Source organism: Pseudomonas sp. MG-9 (assembly GCF_018729515.1).
In the GTDB taxonomy this organism is placed as follows: Bacteria; Pseudomonadota; Gammaproteobacteria; order Pseudomonadales; family Pseudomonadaceae; genus Aquipseudomonas; species Aquipseudomonas serboccidentalis.
In genome coordinates, this window is the sequence record NZ_JAHHZH010000007.1 from 213,725 (window position 1) to 227,258 (window position 13,534).

12 protein-coding genes are annotated in these 13,534 nt (G+C 60.6%); 2 read left to right on the plus strand and 10 right to left on the minus strand.

Going from position 1 to position 13,534, the window contains the following annotated elements; translation table 11 throughout:
* Positions 1-5: 5 nt before the first annotated feature.
* From KKQ10_RS19565 to KKQ10_RS19590, 6 genes are all read right to left on the minus strand, one after another.
* Positions 6-1,445 carry an aminotransferase-like domain-containing protein gene (locus KKQ10_RS19565; RefSeq protein ID WP_064588649.1) on the minus strand — a complete coding sequence of 480 codons (1,440 nt, stop codon included), beginning with the start codon at positions 1,443-1,445 and terminating at the stop codon, positions 6-8.
* 288 nt (positions 1,446-1,733) lie between these two features.
* Entirely contained in the window at positions 1,734-2,546 is an 813-nt protein-coding gene (locus KKQ10_RS19570) for an OmpA family protein (RefSeq protein ID WP_215502036.1), read from the minus strand.
* Positions 2,543-2,899 carry a DUF4398 domain-containing protein gene (locus KKQ10_RS19575; RefSeq protein WP_215502037.1) on the minus strand — a complete coding sequence of 119 codons (357 nt, stop codon included), beginning with the start codon at positions 2,897-2,899 and terminating at the stop codon, positions 2,543-2,545. The genes KKQ10_RS19570 and KKQ10_RS19575 overlap by 4 nt, the downstream gene beginning before the upstream one ends.
* A gap of 9 nt (positions 2,900-2,908) precedes the next feature.
* Entirely contained in the window at positions 2,909-3,730 is an 822-nt protein-coding gene (locus KKQ10_RS19580) for a substrate-binding periplasmic protein (RefSeq protein ID WP_215502038.1), read from the minus strand.
* A 79-nt stretch (positions 3,731-3,809) separates the two neighbouring features.
* Entirely contained in the window at positions 3,810-4,739 is a 930-nt protein-coding gene (locus tag KKQ10_RS19585; RefSeq protein WP_215502039.1) for an electron transfer flavoprotein subunit alpha/FixB family protein, read from the minus strand.
* A 2-nt stretch (positions 4,740-4,741) separates the two neighbouring features.
* Positions 4,742-5,491, minus strand: coding sequence for an electron transfer flavoprotein subunit beta/FixA family protein (locus KKQ10_RS19590; RefSeq protein ID WP_003226982.1), 750 nt, complete (start codon positions 5,489-5,491; stop codon positions 4,742-4,744).
* Between the two features lie 525 nt (positions 5,492-6,016).
* On the opposite strand from KKQ10_RS19590, the gene KKQ10_RS19595 reads away from it, so the two are divergent.
* Positions 6,017-7,681 (plus strand): electron transfer flavoprotein-ubiquinone oxidoreductase, encoded by a 1,665-nt coding sequence (locus KKQ10_RS19595; RefSeq protein WP_215502040.1) that lies wholly within the window; start codon positions 6,017-6,019, stop codon positions 7,679-7,681.
* Positions 7,682-7,857: 176 nt separating this feature from the next.
* Here KKQ10_RS19595 and KKQ10_RS19600 read toward each other — a convergent pair whose 3' ends face one another.
* Positions 7,858-8,748 (minus strand): AraC family transcriptional regulator, encoded by an 891-nt coding sequence (locus KKQ10_RS19600; RefSeq protein ID WP_127648903.1) that lies wholly within the window; start codon positions 8,746-8,748, stop codon positions 7,858-7,860.
* A gap of 190 nt (positions 8,749-8,938) precedes the next feature.
* On the opposite strand from KKQ10_RS19600, the gene KKQ10_RS19605 reads away from it, so the two are divergent.
* Positions 8,939-9,991: an NAD(P)-dependent alcohol dehydrogenase gene (locus KKQ10_RS19605; protein WP_215502041.1), complete on the plus strand. Its 1,053-nt coding sequence runs from the start codon at positions 8,939-8,941 to the stop codon at positions 9,989-9,991.
* A gap of 4 nt (positions 9,992-9,995) precedes the next feature.
* Here KKQ10_RS19605 and KKQ10_RS19610 read toward each other — a convergent pair whose 3' ends face one another.
* From KKQ10_RS19610 to dgoD, 3 genes are all read right to left on the minus strand, one after another.
* Complete coding sequence (locus KKQ10_RS19610; protein ID WP_096794901.1) at positions 9,996-10,799, minus strand: IclR family transcriptional regulator; 804 nt, start codon at positions 10,797-10,799, stop codon at positions 9,996-9,998.
* A gap of 60 nt (positions 10,800-10,859) precedes the next feature.
* Positions 10,860-12,164: an MFS transporter gene (locus tag KKQ10_RS19615; protein ID WP_127648905.1), complete on the minus strand. Its 1,305-nt coding sequence runs from the start codon at positions 12,162-12,164 to the stop codon at positions 10,860-10,862.
* A 172-nt stretch (positions 12,165-12,336) separates the two neighbouring features.
* Positions 12,337-13,485, minus strand: coding sequence for a galactonate dehydratase (dgoD, locus tag KKQ10_RS19620; protein WP_007961968.1), 1,149 nt, complete (start codon positions 13,483-13,485; stop codon positions 12,337-12,339).
* Between the last annotated feature and the right edge of the window lie 49 nt (positions 13,486-13,534).

Genomic DNA, 13,534 nt, shown 5'->3' on the forward strand with positions numbered 1-13,534 from the left:
CTCGTTCAGAAACCGCCAGCGGTTTCCTGACACAGTTGCGTCGCCAGCAAACCGAGGGTCATCAGCGCCCTCTCCGCCTCGCGATTCCACGGCGTGCCGCAATTGAGGCGGATACAGTGGTTGAACTGCTCGGTATTACTGAAGATCAGCCCCGGCGCAATACTGATGCCCTGCTGCAATGCGCGGACATGCAGTTCCTGAGTATTGACCCTGCCCGGCAGACTCACCCAGAGGATGAAACCGCCGGTGGGCCGGGTCATTTGTGTACCTTCGGGGAAGTACTGCTGAACCGCCAGCTGGAACGCGCTGAGGTTTTTTCGGTATTCCTGGCGGATGTACCGTAAATGCCGGTCATAACCGCCGTTTTCCAGATAGGCAGCAATCGCCATTTGCGTCACGCTGCACGCCGAATGCGTGGTGAACGTCTGCAGACGCTGGATTTCCTGCTGATACTTGCCGGCAATCATCCAGCCGACACGCACGCCCGGCGATAAGGTCTTGGAGAAGCTCGAACAGTAGATCACCCGATCCAGCCGGTCGTAGGCTTTCAGAGCTTTGGTGCGGCCCTGTTCGAACATCAACTCGCCATAAATGTCGTCCTCGACAATCTGGATATCGAAATCCGAAGCCAGGCGCAGCAACTGTTTCTGCCGCTCTTCCGGCATGGTGCCGCCCAGTGGATTGCTCAGGCGTGTGGTCAGGACCAAGGCCTTGATCGACCATTGGTTGGCCGCCAGTTGCAAGGCTTCAAGACTCATGCCGGTGGCCGGATCGCTGGGGATCTCGATCACTTTCAAACCCAGCAGATCAGCCAGTTGCAAAAGGCCGTAATAGGTCGGCGATTCAGCGGCGATCAGGTCGCCCGGACGGGTCAGCACACGCAGCGACATCTGCAATGCATCGACGCAACCGTGGGTGATCACCACTTCTGAAGGATCGACCACCACTCCGGCGTCGCGCATGCGGATTGCCACTTGCCGGCGCAGCGGTTCGAAACCCGGGCTGAACATATAGCTGAACGCTCGCGGGCTATGGAACCGGGTGACTTTGGCCAATTGCTGATGCAGCGCCCGCACCGGCAAATACTCGACGCTCGGCACCGCCGCGCCAAGAGGGAACACTCCTTCGCGGCGCGATTCGACCAACACTTGCTGAATGATGCTGGCGCGGGTGACCAGCCCAGGCCGTTCGACCCGGGCGATATCCGGCGTCGGTGCGGTCAGTGCCGGGGTCTGGTGCACGTAGTAACCGGACTGCGGCCGCGCGCGAATCAGGCCCTGATCCTCGAGATTGGCGTAAGCCTGCAACACCGTCGCATGGCTGACATTGAGCTGCGAGCTCATCTTGCGTACCGAAGGCACGCGCTCCCCCGGTTGATAGACGCCACGGCGGATGTCTTCAGCCAGTTGTTGAGCAATACGTTGGTAGAGCAAAAGATTGGTCATGACGCAGCACTCGATTTCACGGGCATTTTATTCTTGTGTGAAACAATACCGGAACAGTTTAGAAGTGTACTGGGACAGTTACCACTTTAGTCAACGATACAGTGCTGTGTCAGCTACAACTGTATGGATTTGCGCGCCAATCGACAGACGTAAAAAAGCCCGGCGCTGCATGACAGGCCGGGCTTTTGTAGGAGCTGTCGAGTGAAACGAGGCTGCGATCTTTTGATCTTGCTTTTTAAAGATCAAAAGATCGCAGGCTTCGCCAGCTCCTACAGGGTGCGGTGACACTCAGCGGGCGGCGCCGAGCTGGCCTTTTTCGTCGGAGAACACAATTTCCACCCGACGGTTCTGTGCTCGCCCGCGCTCGGAAGCGTTGGCGTCCACCGGGTACTCGTCGCCGTAACCTTCGACCTGAATGCGTTTGTCCTCAATGCCCAGGTCCATCAGCACATCGGCCACCGCTTGGGCGCGATCACGCGACAGTTTGAGGTTTTCCTGTTTGCCACCGGTGCTGTCGGTGTAGCCCTCGATACGCACCACGCGCTTCGGGTTGAGTTGCAGGAACTGCACGATCTTCAACACCACGCGGTTGGCGGAACTCTTCAGCTCCGCTTCTCCGGTGTCGAACAATACGTCGCCGAGGGTCATGACCAGACCGCGATCGGTTTGCGTGGTGGCCAGCGCAACGATCTGTTCTTCTAGCCACTTGCCCTGCTGCTGCACGCTCAGCAGTTTGGACTCGCGCAGGGCCAGTTGCAGACGCTGGCGTTCCAACTCCAGCTTTGCCGCACGCTCTTCGTTAAGCACCAGATTGGTGTGTTCACGGGCGATTTCGCTGTAGCGCTGGCTCAGGTAGGCGTAATGCGCCACGTCCCAGCCGCTGCCCCAATAGGTCGACAGGCGATCGGCACGGGCCAGCGACTCACCGGCGCGAATCACATCCTTCGGCGCGATGCGCAGCACGTTGGAGTCTTCCTTGACCTTCTGGAAGTCGCTGCTGGCCTGCTGCAAGGCGGCTTCGCTGTGTTGACCGGCGCAACCGTAGAGGCTCGCGCAACCCGCCAGAATCAGTCCGCCGAGGGCTTTTGACTTGAGGCTCATTGGGCATCTCCCAGTTGCTTGCGCAGACGGATGATGCGGGTGTTCAGCACATTCAGCTGCTCTTCGCTCTTTTGCGTCAGCACCTTGGCTTCGGCCAGACGCGCATCCAGCTCGGCTTGTTCGGAACGCATGCGCGCGTTCTTGAACGACTCGTCAGCCATTTTGCCCTTGGCCCGGTTGAACTTGTCTTCGGCCAGTTTCATTTCCGGCATTTCATCGGCGGTCGCACCCACAGCCTTGGCCTGGGCGATGGCCTGCTCGGTCAGACGCATTTGTTCATTGGGTGCCGGATCGTTGGCGCAGCCGGCCAGGGCCAGAACGGCCATGGCCGCGAAAAGAGGTCGAATACTCACTAAGAATCCCTACTGTTTTGGGGCACTGACAGATGGCTGCGGCTGTTGCTGCTGCGCCTTCCAGCGCTCGATGTTGCGTTGCAGCGCGGCTTCGGTCAGTCCGGACGCGGGCAATTCTGTCATCTTTTTAGCGAGCTGTCCGCGCAACCACGGATCGTTGCATGCGGAGTTGTGCGAAACCGCGAGGAACAGGCCCGGCCGGTCGATCGGTTGCTCGAAGGCCAGCAGATCATTGACCATGCCCAGCGCCTGCGCGGCCGCCATACCCGAGTAGCGTCCGGCAAGTACATATTCCACTTCACCGAGAAGCAATTTCTGAAAGGCCTGAGTGATGTTGGCTGTCCGGGTCAGGGTCAGATTCTGCTCGGCGAAAGTGCCGAATGCCTGGGTCATGCGAGACTTTTCCGACAGCCCGCCGGTGTGCCCGTGCAGGTCTTTGGCTTCGCTGTAGACCAGCGCCGAGCCTTTGCGCGTCCACACCAGGTAGTCGTTTTCCAGCAACGGCGGATAGATGTAATCGAGGCTTTCCAGCTCGTTGAACATCAGCGGCGTGTCGGCCAGCATGTCCATGCGCCCGCTGCGCACCTCATCGAGGGCCTGCGCGCGTTTGCCGGCGTAAAGCAGCTCGACCTTGATGCCCAGGTCCTTGGCCACTTGCTGCAGCAGGTCAGCACTGGCGCCGATCAATTGCTTGGGATTCTGCGGGTCCTGCCACAGGTACGGCGGTGCGTCCGGGCTGCCGGTGACAACGAGGCGCTCGCACTTGCCGGCAGCCACGGCCAGCCCCGGCAAGAGGACCAATCCCAATAACAACCTGCGGTGCAGATCCATGGCAACACGCTCCACTCAAATGCGAAACAAAAAAAAGCCCGACCAGAAGGCCGGGCTCTTTATAAGTGAAGCCGCCGGATTAGACCAGCTTCTCCAGCTCAGGGACTGCTTCGAACAGATCCGCCACCAGGCCGTAATCGGCCACCTGGAAGATCGGCGCTTCTTCGTCCTTGTTGATCGCAACGATCACTTTGGAGTCTTTCATGCCGGCCAGGTGCTGGATCGCGCCGGAGATACCGACGGCGATGTACAGCTGCGGCGCAACGATCTTGCCGGTCTGACCGACCTGCATGTCGTTGGGTACGAAACCTGCGTCGACCGCGGCGCGCGAAGCACCGACGGCAGCGCCCAGCTTGTCGGCCAGGGCGTACAGGTGTTTGAAGTTGTCGCCGTTCTGCATGCCGCGGCCGCCGGAAACGACGATCTTGGCAGCGGTCAGCTCAGGACGATCGGACTTGGCCAGTTCTTCGCTGACGAAGCTGGAAGTACCGGCGTCGTGCACAGCAGCAACGGCTTCGACAGCCGCCGAACCGCCTTCAGCGGCAACCGGGTCGAAACCGGTGGCACGCACGGTGATCACTTTGATCGCGGCGGTCGATTGCACGGTGGCAATCGCGTTACCGGCGTAGATCGGGCGCTTGAAGGTATCAGCGCTTTCTACCGAGATGATCTCGGAGATCTGGTCAACGTCCAGTGCAGCGGCAACGCGCGGCAGGATGTTTTTACCGTTGGACGTGGCGGCAGCCAGAATGTGGCTGTAACCCTTGCCCAGCTCAGCCACCAGCGGCGCAACGTTTTCCGGCAGCTGATGCGCGTAAGCGGCGTTGTCAGCGTTCAGGACTTTGCTCACGCCAGCGATTTTCGCAGCGGCTTCAGCCACGGCGCCAGCGCCTTGACCTGCAACCAGCACGTGAATGTCGCCGCCGATTTTGGCAGCAGCAGCCACGGTGTTCAGTGTGGCCGGAGCCAGCACTTTGTTGTCGTGTTCGGCGATTACCAAGATAGTCATGATTAGATTACCTTCGCTTCGTTTTTCAGTTTCTCGACCAGTTCAGCCACCGACTTGACCTTGATGCCCGCGCTGCGTGCAGCCGGCGCTTCGACTTTCAGGGTCTTGTTGGTGGAGGCGGTGGAAACGCCCAAAGCGTCCGGAGTCAGCACTTCGAGAGGCTTCTTCTTGGCTTTCATGATGTTTGGCAGGGACGCGTAGCGCGGCTCGTTCAAACGCAGGTCGGTGGTGACGATGGCCGGCAGTTTCAGGGAAACGGTCTGCGCGCCGCCGTCGATTTCGCGGGTCACGGCAACGCTGTCGCCGGAGACTTCGACTTTCGAGGCGAACGTGCCCTGACCGTAGCCGCTCAGTGCAGCGAGCATCTGGCCGGTCTGGTTGTTGTCGCTGTCGATAGCCTGTTTGCCCAGGATCACCAACTGAGGTTGTTCCTTGTCGACCACAGCCTTGAGCAGCTTGGCCACGGCCAGCGAAGTCAGGTCTTCAGCGGATTCGACGAGGATGGCGCGGTCGGCACCCAGAGCCAGTGCGGTACGCAGCTGTTCCTGAGCGGTGGACGGGCCGATGGAGACGACGACGATTTCGGTCGCAACACCTTTCTCTTTCAGGCGTACGGCTTCTTCCACTGCGATTTCGCAGAACGGGTTCATCGACATCTTGACGTTGGCGAGGTCTACGCCGGAATTGTCCGCCTTGACGCGAACCTTGACGTTGTAATCCACAACGCGTTTGACAGCTACAAGAACCTTCATGGATTCCTCGTTACTCTCCGGTGAAAAGAAAGTCGCCTAGGCGAACCTGGCGGTTGATGCTCATCGGGCACAAGGGCACCTCTAAAAACGCCGGCGGGGCGCGATGACCGTTCGTCAGTGGTGACCGAGAAGTCATGCCGCGTGACGGTGTGTAAACTGCGCGCCAGACCTGCGCTGCGCATCACCTTCAACTGCCTGTGCCCTGTCTTTAGAGGTGCTCTTGAAACCGCCAGTCTGCCTACGGCGAGCGCAAAACCGCCCGTATCTTGACCGGAACGCCTATTCCGGTCAATACGGCAAAATGGTCGTTCATAAGCCGCGCTTCTTTGATTTCTCTGGGCTGGAGCCGATTCAAACAAACGTTTGTATTGGACGCTCAGAGTGGTGTAGATATAATGCGCCGCCTAGAGAGAAAGGTGGTTTGCCCATTATTACCCTTGACGTTAACGTAAAGGCAATAACGGATACGACACCGAACCTCCAAATTAGAAAAAAAACTGTTGAGCCTTGAGTAGGAGATAGCCTGTGGAACGCGAATACATGGAATTCGACGTGGTCATCGTCGGTGCCGGCCCCGCTGGCCTGTCCGCCGCCTGCCGTCTGAAGCAGAAGGCCGCCGAAGCCGGTAAGGAAATCAGCGTCTGCGTGGTCGAAAAAGGCTCCGAAGTCGGCGCACATATCCTTTCCGGTGCCGTGTTCGAACCACGCGCTCTGAACGAACTGTTCCCGGACTGGAAAGAACTCGGCGCCCCGCTGAACACCCCGGTCACCCGCGACGATATTTTCGTACTGAAAAACGCCGACAGCGCGCAGAAAGTCCCTGACTTTTTTGTGCCCAAGACCATGCACAACGAAGGCAACTACATTATTTCTCTGGGCAACCTGTGCCGCTGGCTGGCGCAGCAGGCCGAGAACCTGGGCGTGGAAATCTACCCGGGCTTCGCCGCTCAGGAAGCGCTGATCGATGACAACGGCATCGTGCGCGGGATCATCACCGGTGATCTGGGCGTCGACCGTGAAGGCAATCCGAAAGAAGGCCTGTACACCCCGGGCATGGAACTGCGTGGCAAGTACACGCTGTTCGCCGAAGGCTGCCGTGGCCACATCGGCAAGCAACTGATCAAGCGCTACAACCTCGACAGCGATGCCGACGCCCAGCATTACGGCATCGGCCTGAAGGAAATCTGGGAAATCGACCCGGCCAAACATCAGCCAGGCCTGGTAGTCCACACCGCCGGCTGGCCGCTGGACATCATGGGCACCGAAAACACCGGCGGCTCGTTCCTCTATCACCTGGAAAACAACCAGGTGGTGGTCGGTCTGATCGTTGACCTGTCCTACAGCAACACCTACCTGTCGCCGTTCGACGAGTTCCAGCGCCTCAAGCATCACCCGGTGCTGGCCCAGTATCTGGAAGGCGGCAAGCGCGTCAGCTACGGTGCTCGCGCGATCTGCAAAGGTGGCCTGAACTCGCTGCCGAAAATGGTCTTCAAGGGCGGCGCGCTGATCGGTTGCGACCTCGGCACCCTGAACTTCGCCAAAATCAAGGGCAGCCACACGGCGATGAAGTCCGGCATGCTCGCCGCTGAATCGGTGGCCGACGCACTGTTCGCCGAGAAGGATGGCACCGAAGAACTGACCGCCTACGTGGACGCGTTCAAGAAGAGCTGGCTCTACGACGAACTGTTCGCCAGCCGCAACTTCGGCCCAGCGATCCACAAGTTCGGTGCCATCGTCGGCGGTGGTTTCAACTGGCTGGACCAGAACATCTTCGGCGGCAAACTGCCGTTCACCCTGCACGACACCAAGCCGGACTACGCGTGTCTGAAGCTGGCGGCCGACTGCAAGAAGATCGACTATCCGAAGCCGGACGGCAAACTCAGCTTCGACAAACTGAGCTCGGTGTTCATCTCCGGTACCAACCACGAAGAAGAGCAGCCGTGCCACCTGAAGCTGACCGACCCGAGCATCCCGATCAGCAAGAACCTGCCGCTGTACGACGAACCGGCGCAGCGCTACTGCCCGGCCGGCGTCTACGAAGTGATCACCAAGGAAGACGGCGAGAAGCGCTTCCAGATCAACGCCCAGAACTGCGTGCACTGCAAGACCTGTGACATCAAGGACCCTTCGCAGAACATCACCTGGGTCACGCCGGAAGGCGCTGGCGGCCCGACTTACCCGAATATGTAAGTCGTATCGCTGAACAACGAGGCTCCCGAAATGGGGGCCTTTTTGTTGCCCATAATTCCTGCAACACCACAAAACCAATGCAGGAGTGAGCCTGCTCGCGATAGCGGAGTATCAGTCGACACACCTCTATCTGACACACCGCTATCGCGAGCAGGCTCACTCCTACAGGTCGTGGATCAGGCAACGCGTTCCTCGCCCGGGCTGCGCTCGAAGTAGCGCTTGTACTCACGACTGAACTGCGACGTGCTCTGATACCCCACCCGATGCGCCACCTGCGCCACACCCAGCCCCTCGGCGATCAACAACGTTTGCGCCTTGAGCAAACGCAAGCGCTTCAAGTACTGCACCGGCGACAAAAGGGTGCTGCGCTTGAAGTGCTCGTGAAAGGTCGACACGCTCATGTTGGCGCAACTGGCCAGGGTCTCGACGTTCAACGGCTCGGTGTAATGCGCATGCAGATGGCTGATCGACGCAGCGACCCGGGCGAACTGCCCCTGCTGCTCCACCAGCGCGCGCAACACATCGGCCTGCGGCCCGCGCAGCGCGGTGAACAACAATTCGCGCACCCGCGCCGGCCCCAAAATCTGACACGCCAGCGGATCGTGCAGGCAGCGCAGCAAGCGTTCAACACAACCACGCATGTCATCGTCGAGCACCACCGAGGTCATCGACTCCGGCGTCTGCGCCGGAATGTGCCGCCCCGGCGCCAGCCCCATGGCCAGCACCAGCTCACCGAGCAGCACCCGGTCAATGGCCACCGACACGCCCAGCAACGGCGCATCCGGCAAGGCAAAGGTTTCGCACTCGAACGGCACCGGCAGCGCCTGAATCAGATAGTGCCCGGCGCCATACTCCATGGTGCGCGGGCCCAGAAACGCCAGTTTGCTGCCCTGAGCGATGATCATCAGGCTCGGCTCATAAATGTGCGGGCCGCGCGCGACGTCGCAACTGGCGCGCAAGACCTGCACGCCGGGCAGCCCGGTCTGACTGTAACCGTCGCGGAGCGCCAGCGGCTCGATCAACGAAACCAGCGTGGCATTGGCATCAAGGTGGCGGGTCAACTGCATCGAATGGGTCTTCAAAAAAGTCACGGAAAAAGGCATGCAAGCATCATCGCAGATCCTTTTGCCAATGCGATTGCCCAGACCCGCATGCCGGAGGATTAGGCATGAGACCCGGAGGAATCGTCATGGCCGCCGCAGCGGACGGCGCCCAGAATGCGCCACCTCACCTGTCACTGCTTCTGCGAGGTTCCTCATGTACACCGCAATCGGTTATGCCGCTCAATCGGCCACCACTCCCCTCGCCCCGATGAAATTCGAACGCCGCAGCCCTCGCGCTGACGACGTGGCGATCGAGATCCTGTACTGCGGCGTCTGCCACTCCGACATCCACCAGGCGCGCAACGAATGGGGCATCGCCGTTTATCCGTTGATGCCCGGCCACGAGATCGTCGGAAAAGTCACCGCCGTCGGTGCGAACGTCACCCAACATAAAGTAGGCGATCTGGTCGGTGTTGGCTGCATGGTCGACTCCTGCCGCACCTGCGCCGCCTGCCAGCAGAACCTCGAGCAATACTGCCTCGAAGGTCCGACCATGACCTACGCCACCCCGGACCGGGTCGACGGGAGCAACACCATGGGCGGCTACTCGGACAGCATCGTCGTCAGCGAGCACTTCGTGGTGCGCATCCCGGAGAAACTCGACCTGGCCAGCGCCGCGCCGATCCTCTGCGCCGGCATCACCACCTACTCGCCGCTCAAGCACTACGGCGTCAAGGCCGGCGACAAGGTCGGGATTCTCGGCATGGGCGGCCTCGGCCACATGGGCATCAAGTTCGCCAAGGCCCTGGGCGCGCAAGTCACGCTGTTCACCCGTTCGGCGAGCAAGGCCGAGGAAGGTCGTCGTCAGGGCGCCGATCATGTGATCGTCTCCACCGATGCCGAACAGATGGCCGCCGCCGCAGGCCAGTTCGATTTCCTGCTCGACACCATTCCGGTGCAGCACGACCTCAACCCGTACCTGCAAACCCTGCGCTTTGATGGCGTGCATATTCTGGTAGGGCTGATCGAGCCGATCGACCCGCCGGTGCATGCTGCCAACCTGGTACTGGGCCGCCGGGTGCTGGCCGGTTCGTTGATCGGTGGCATCGCCGAAACCCAGGAAGTGCTGGATTTCTGCGCCGAGCACAACATCACCTGCGACATCGAAATGCTCGACATCCGCCAGATCAACGAGGCTTACGCGCGCATGATCGCCGGTGACGTGAAGTACCGCTTCGTGATCGACATGGCGACGCTCAAGGTTTAAGGCCTCAGACCTTCAAGCCAAGCTCCGCCGAGAGCCGGGCTGTGACCCCTTTGATCAGGGGGATCAGCTCGGCCATTTTTTCCAGCGGCATGTACGGCACGGTGCTGGCGATGCTGATCGCCGCCACAATGCGCTTGCTCGCATCGCGAATCGGCGCCGCCACGCAGCGGATCGACGGTTCGTTGTCTTCCAGATCGAACGCGTAGCCACCGGCCACGTACTCGGTCATGCGCTGCTCAAGCTGTTCCCACGACTGCTGGGGATGCTGCGGCCAGAACTGACTTTTCCCACCCGCCGGCAGGCTGATGTCGTACAGCCGCTGCCAATCCTGCGGCGCATCATCGAGCATCAAGGCCTTGCCGATCCCGGTGCGCGCCAGCGGCATCCGATGGCCGACCCGCGAACGCATTTCCGGGCCATTACGCCCCGGATTCTTCAGCAGGTACAGAACCTCGTCACCTTCACGAATACCCAGATGCACGGTGTCGCCGGTCAGCGCCGACAACTCGTCCAGATACGGCCCGGCCAGGCTCACCAGCGGCAACTCTTCGCGCGCCTGAAACCCCAGCTCGATCAACTTGGGCCCCAGCAGATAGCCGATTTGCGGCACCACGCGCAGGTAGCGCTCGTCCACCAGGCAACTGGCCAGCCGATGGGTGGTGCTGCGCGTGGTGCCGATCAGCCGGGCGATCTCTTTCAGATCGCGGGCGCCACTGGCCACCGCCTGCACCACACCCAGTCCGCGAAGCAGCGTCTGCGTGCCGGTGGGTGCGGCGTCCTTGGTTTTTTCCGGGGCGTCTTCCTGCATATCCAGCCTTTACCGTTGAGCGAGGGAACGGGCGGCATTATGGTCGCCCGACGCGGAGCACTACAACTCGATACGCTCGACCTTGCCCACCAGCAGCACATAGGACAATGCACCGACCAGCGCAAGCACCGCGATGTAGGTGATCGCCGGCGCGAACGAGTCACCGCTGGCGAGAAAACCGATGACGATCGGTGTGGCAATCGCCGACAGGTTGCCGATGAAGTTGAACACCCCGCCGGTCAGCCCCAACAACCGCGCCGGCGCCAGTGTCGACACCAGCGACCAGGTGATCGACGCCAGCCCGTTGCCGAAAAACGCCAGCGCCAGGAAGGCAATCACCAGCGGCGTCGACTCAACAAAATTCGCGCCGATGATCGAGGTGGAAATCAGCAGCCCGCCAATGATCGGCAACTTGCGCGCAAAGCCGACGCTGCAACCACGGCGAATCAGCAGGTCGGAAAAGAACCCCGAACACAGCACGCCAATGAACGCGGCAAGGAACGGCAGCGACGCCAGCAGGCCGGACTTGATGAAGTCCATGCCGCGATATTTCACCAGGTAGGTCGGGAACCACGTCAGAAAAAACCACAGCGTCGAGTTCAGGCAGAACTGGCCGAGGTAGATGCCCCACAACTTGCGTTTGGTCAGGACGATACCCAGGTCGGTCCAACTGAACGACGCCTTGGCCGTTTGCGCTTGAATGTCTACCAGCCCGCCACCCTCGCGGATCAGGTCGATCTCCGCATCGTTGGCGCCCTTGAAATCTCGCGGCTCGCGATACACCGCGTACCAGATCGCCGCCCAGACAATGCCCGCCGCGCCAGTGGCGACGAACACCATGTGCCAGCCGAACTCATGTTGCAGCCACGCCAGCACCGGGGTCAGAAACGCCAGCCCGACAAATTGCCCGGAGGTGTAGAAACCAATCGCCGTGGCCCGCTCGCGCTCGGGAAACCAGGTGGTCACCACGCGGCTGTTGATCGGATAGGCTGGGGCTTCCAGCGCGCCGACCGCCATGCGCAGCACGAACAGTGCAATGAAACTCGCGGCAAAACCGAGCATCACCGTGGCCAGCGACCACAGCAGCAGCGCGACGCTGTAGAGAATGCGCGGTGGCACCCGGTCCACCAGCCAGCCGCCGGGGATCTGCATCGCGGCGTAGGTCCAGCCGAACGCGGAGAAAATCAGCCCGACGTGAACCGGATCGATGCCCAGTTCGCTGGTCAGCGCGGGTGCGGCAATCGACAGGTTGCTGCGGTCGAGGTAGTTGATGACCACGGTGATGAACAACAACACCATGATGAAGAACCGCTTGCGGCTGGGCGTGACTAAAGACGCCTGCCCGGTGAGGGTTTGCGGTGGCATGAGAGATACCTCTTCTTATGTTTATTGAGGTCGGCCTGAGGCCTTGCACTAATCCCTGTAGGAGTGAGCCTGCTCGCGATAGCGTCCTGTCAGTCATAGACATGCCGGATGTAAAAACCGAATCGCGAGCAGGCTCACTCCTACATTTGAATTGTGTTGAATCAGTAAGCACTCACCACTCGGCAAAACTGCCATCGGCATGGCGCCAGATCGGGTTGCGCCAGCGGTGGCCGACGGCGGCGCGCTCGATCACGTATTCCTCGTTGATCTCGATGCCCAGCCCCGGCCCGTTCGGAATCTTCACGAAGCCCTGGTCGTAGTCGAACACCCGTGGATCCTTCACGTAGTCGAGCAAGTCGTTGCTCTCGTTGTAATGGATGCCCAGGCTCTGCTCCTGGATAAACGCGTTGTAACAAGCCGCGTCGAGTTGCAAACACGCCGCCAGCGCAATCGGCCCGAGCGGGCAATGCAGCGCCAGCGCCACGTCGTAGGCTTCGGCCATGTTGGCGATCTTGCGGGTTTCGGTGATGCCGCCGGCGTGGGAGGCATCCGGCTGGATGATGTCGACGTAGCCTTCGCTCAACACGCGTTTAAAGTCCCAACGCGAGAACAGCCGCTCACCGAGGGCAATCGGCGTGCTGGTCAGCGGCGCCAGCTCTTTCAGCGCTTCGTAGTTTTCACTGAGCACCGGTTCTTCGATGAACATCAGTTTGTATGGGTCGAGTTCTTTCATCAGCACCTTGGCCATCGGCTTGTGCACCCGACCATGGAAGTCGACGCCGATACCGACGTTCGGCCCGACCGCATCACGCACCGCAGCCACGTTGGCCAGGGCCAGATCGACTTTCTCAAAGGAGTCGAGGAACTGCAGCTCTTCGGTGCCGTTCATTTTCACCGCGGTAAAACCACGACTCACCGCCTCTTTCGCCGCCCGTGCCGTATCGGCCGGACGGTCGCCACCGATCCACGAATACACACGGATCTTGTCACGCACCTGGCCGCCAAGCAGATCGCTGACCGACACACCGAGGGCCTTGCCCTTGATGTCCCACAGCGCCTGATCGATACCGGCCAGCGCGCTCATGTGGATCGCACCGCCACGGTAGAAGCCGCCGCGGTACAACACGGTCCAGATGTCCTCGATGTTGCGTGGGTCTTTGCCGATCAGGTAGTCGGACAATTCCTCGACCGCAGCGGCGACGGTGTGGGCGCGGCCTTCGACCACAGGCTCGCCCCAACCGGTGACGCCCTCGTCGGTTTCGACCTTGAGGAAACACCAGCGCGGCGGGACGATGAAGGTGGTGAGTTTGGTGATTTTCATCTCTGCTCTCTTTTTGTAAATGCAGCTCTTATTAGATGCAGCGCACGCG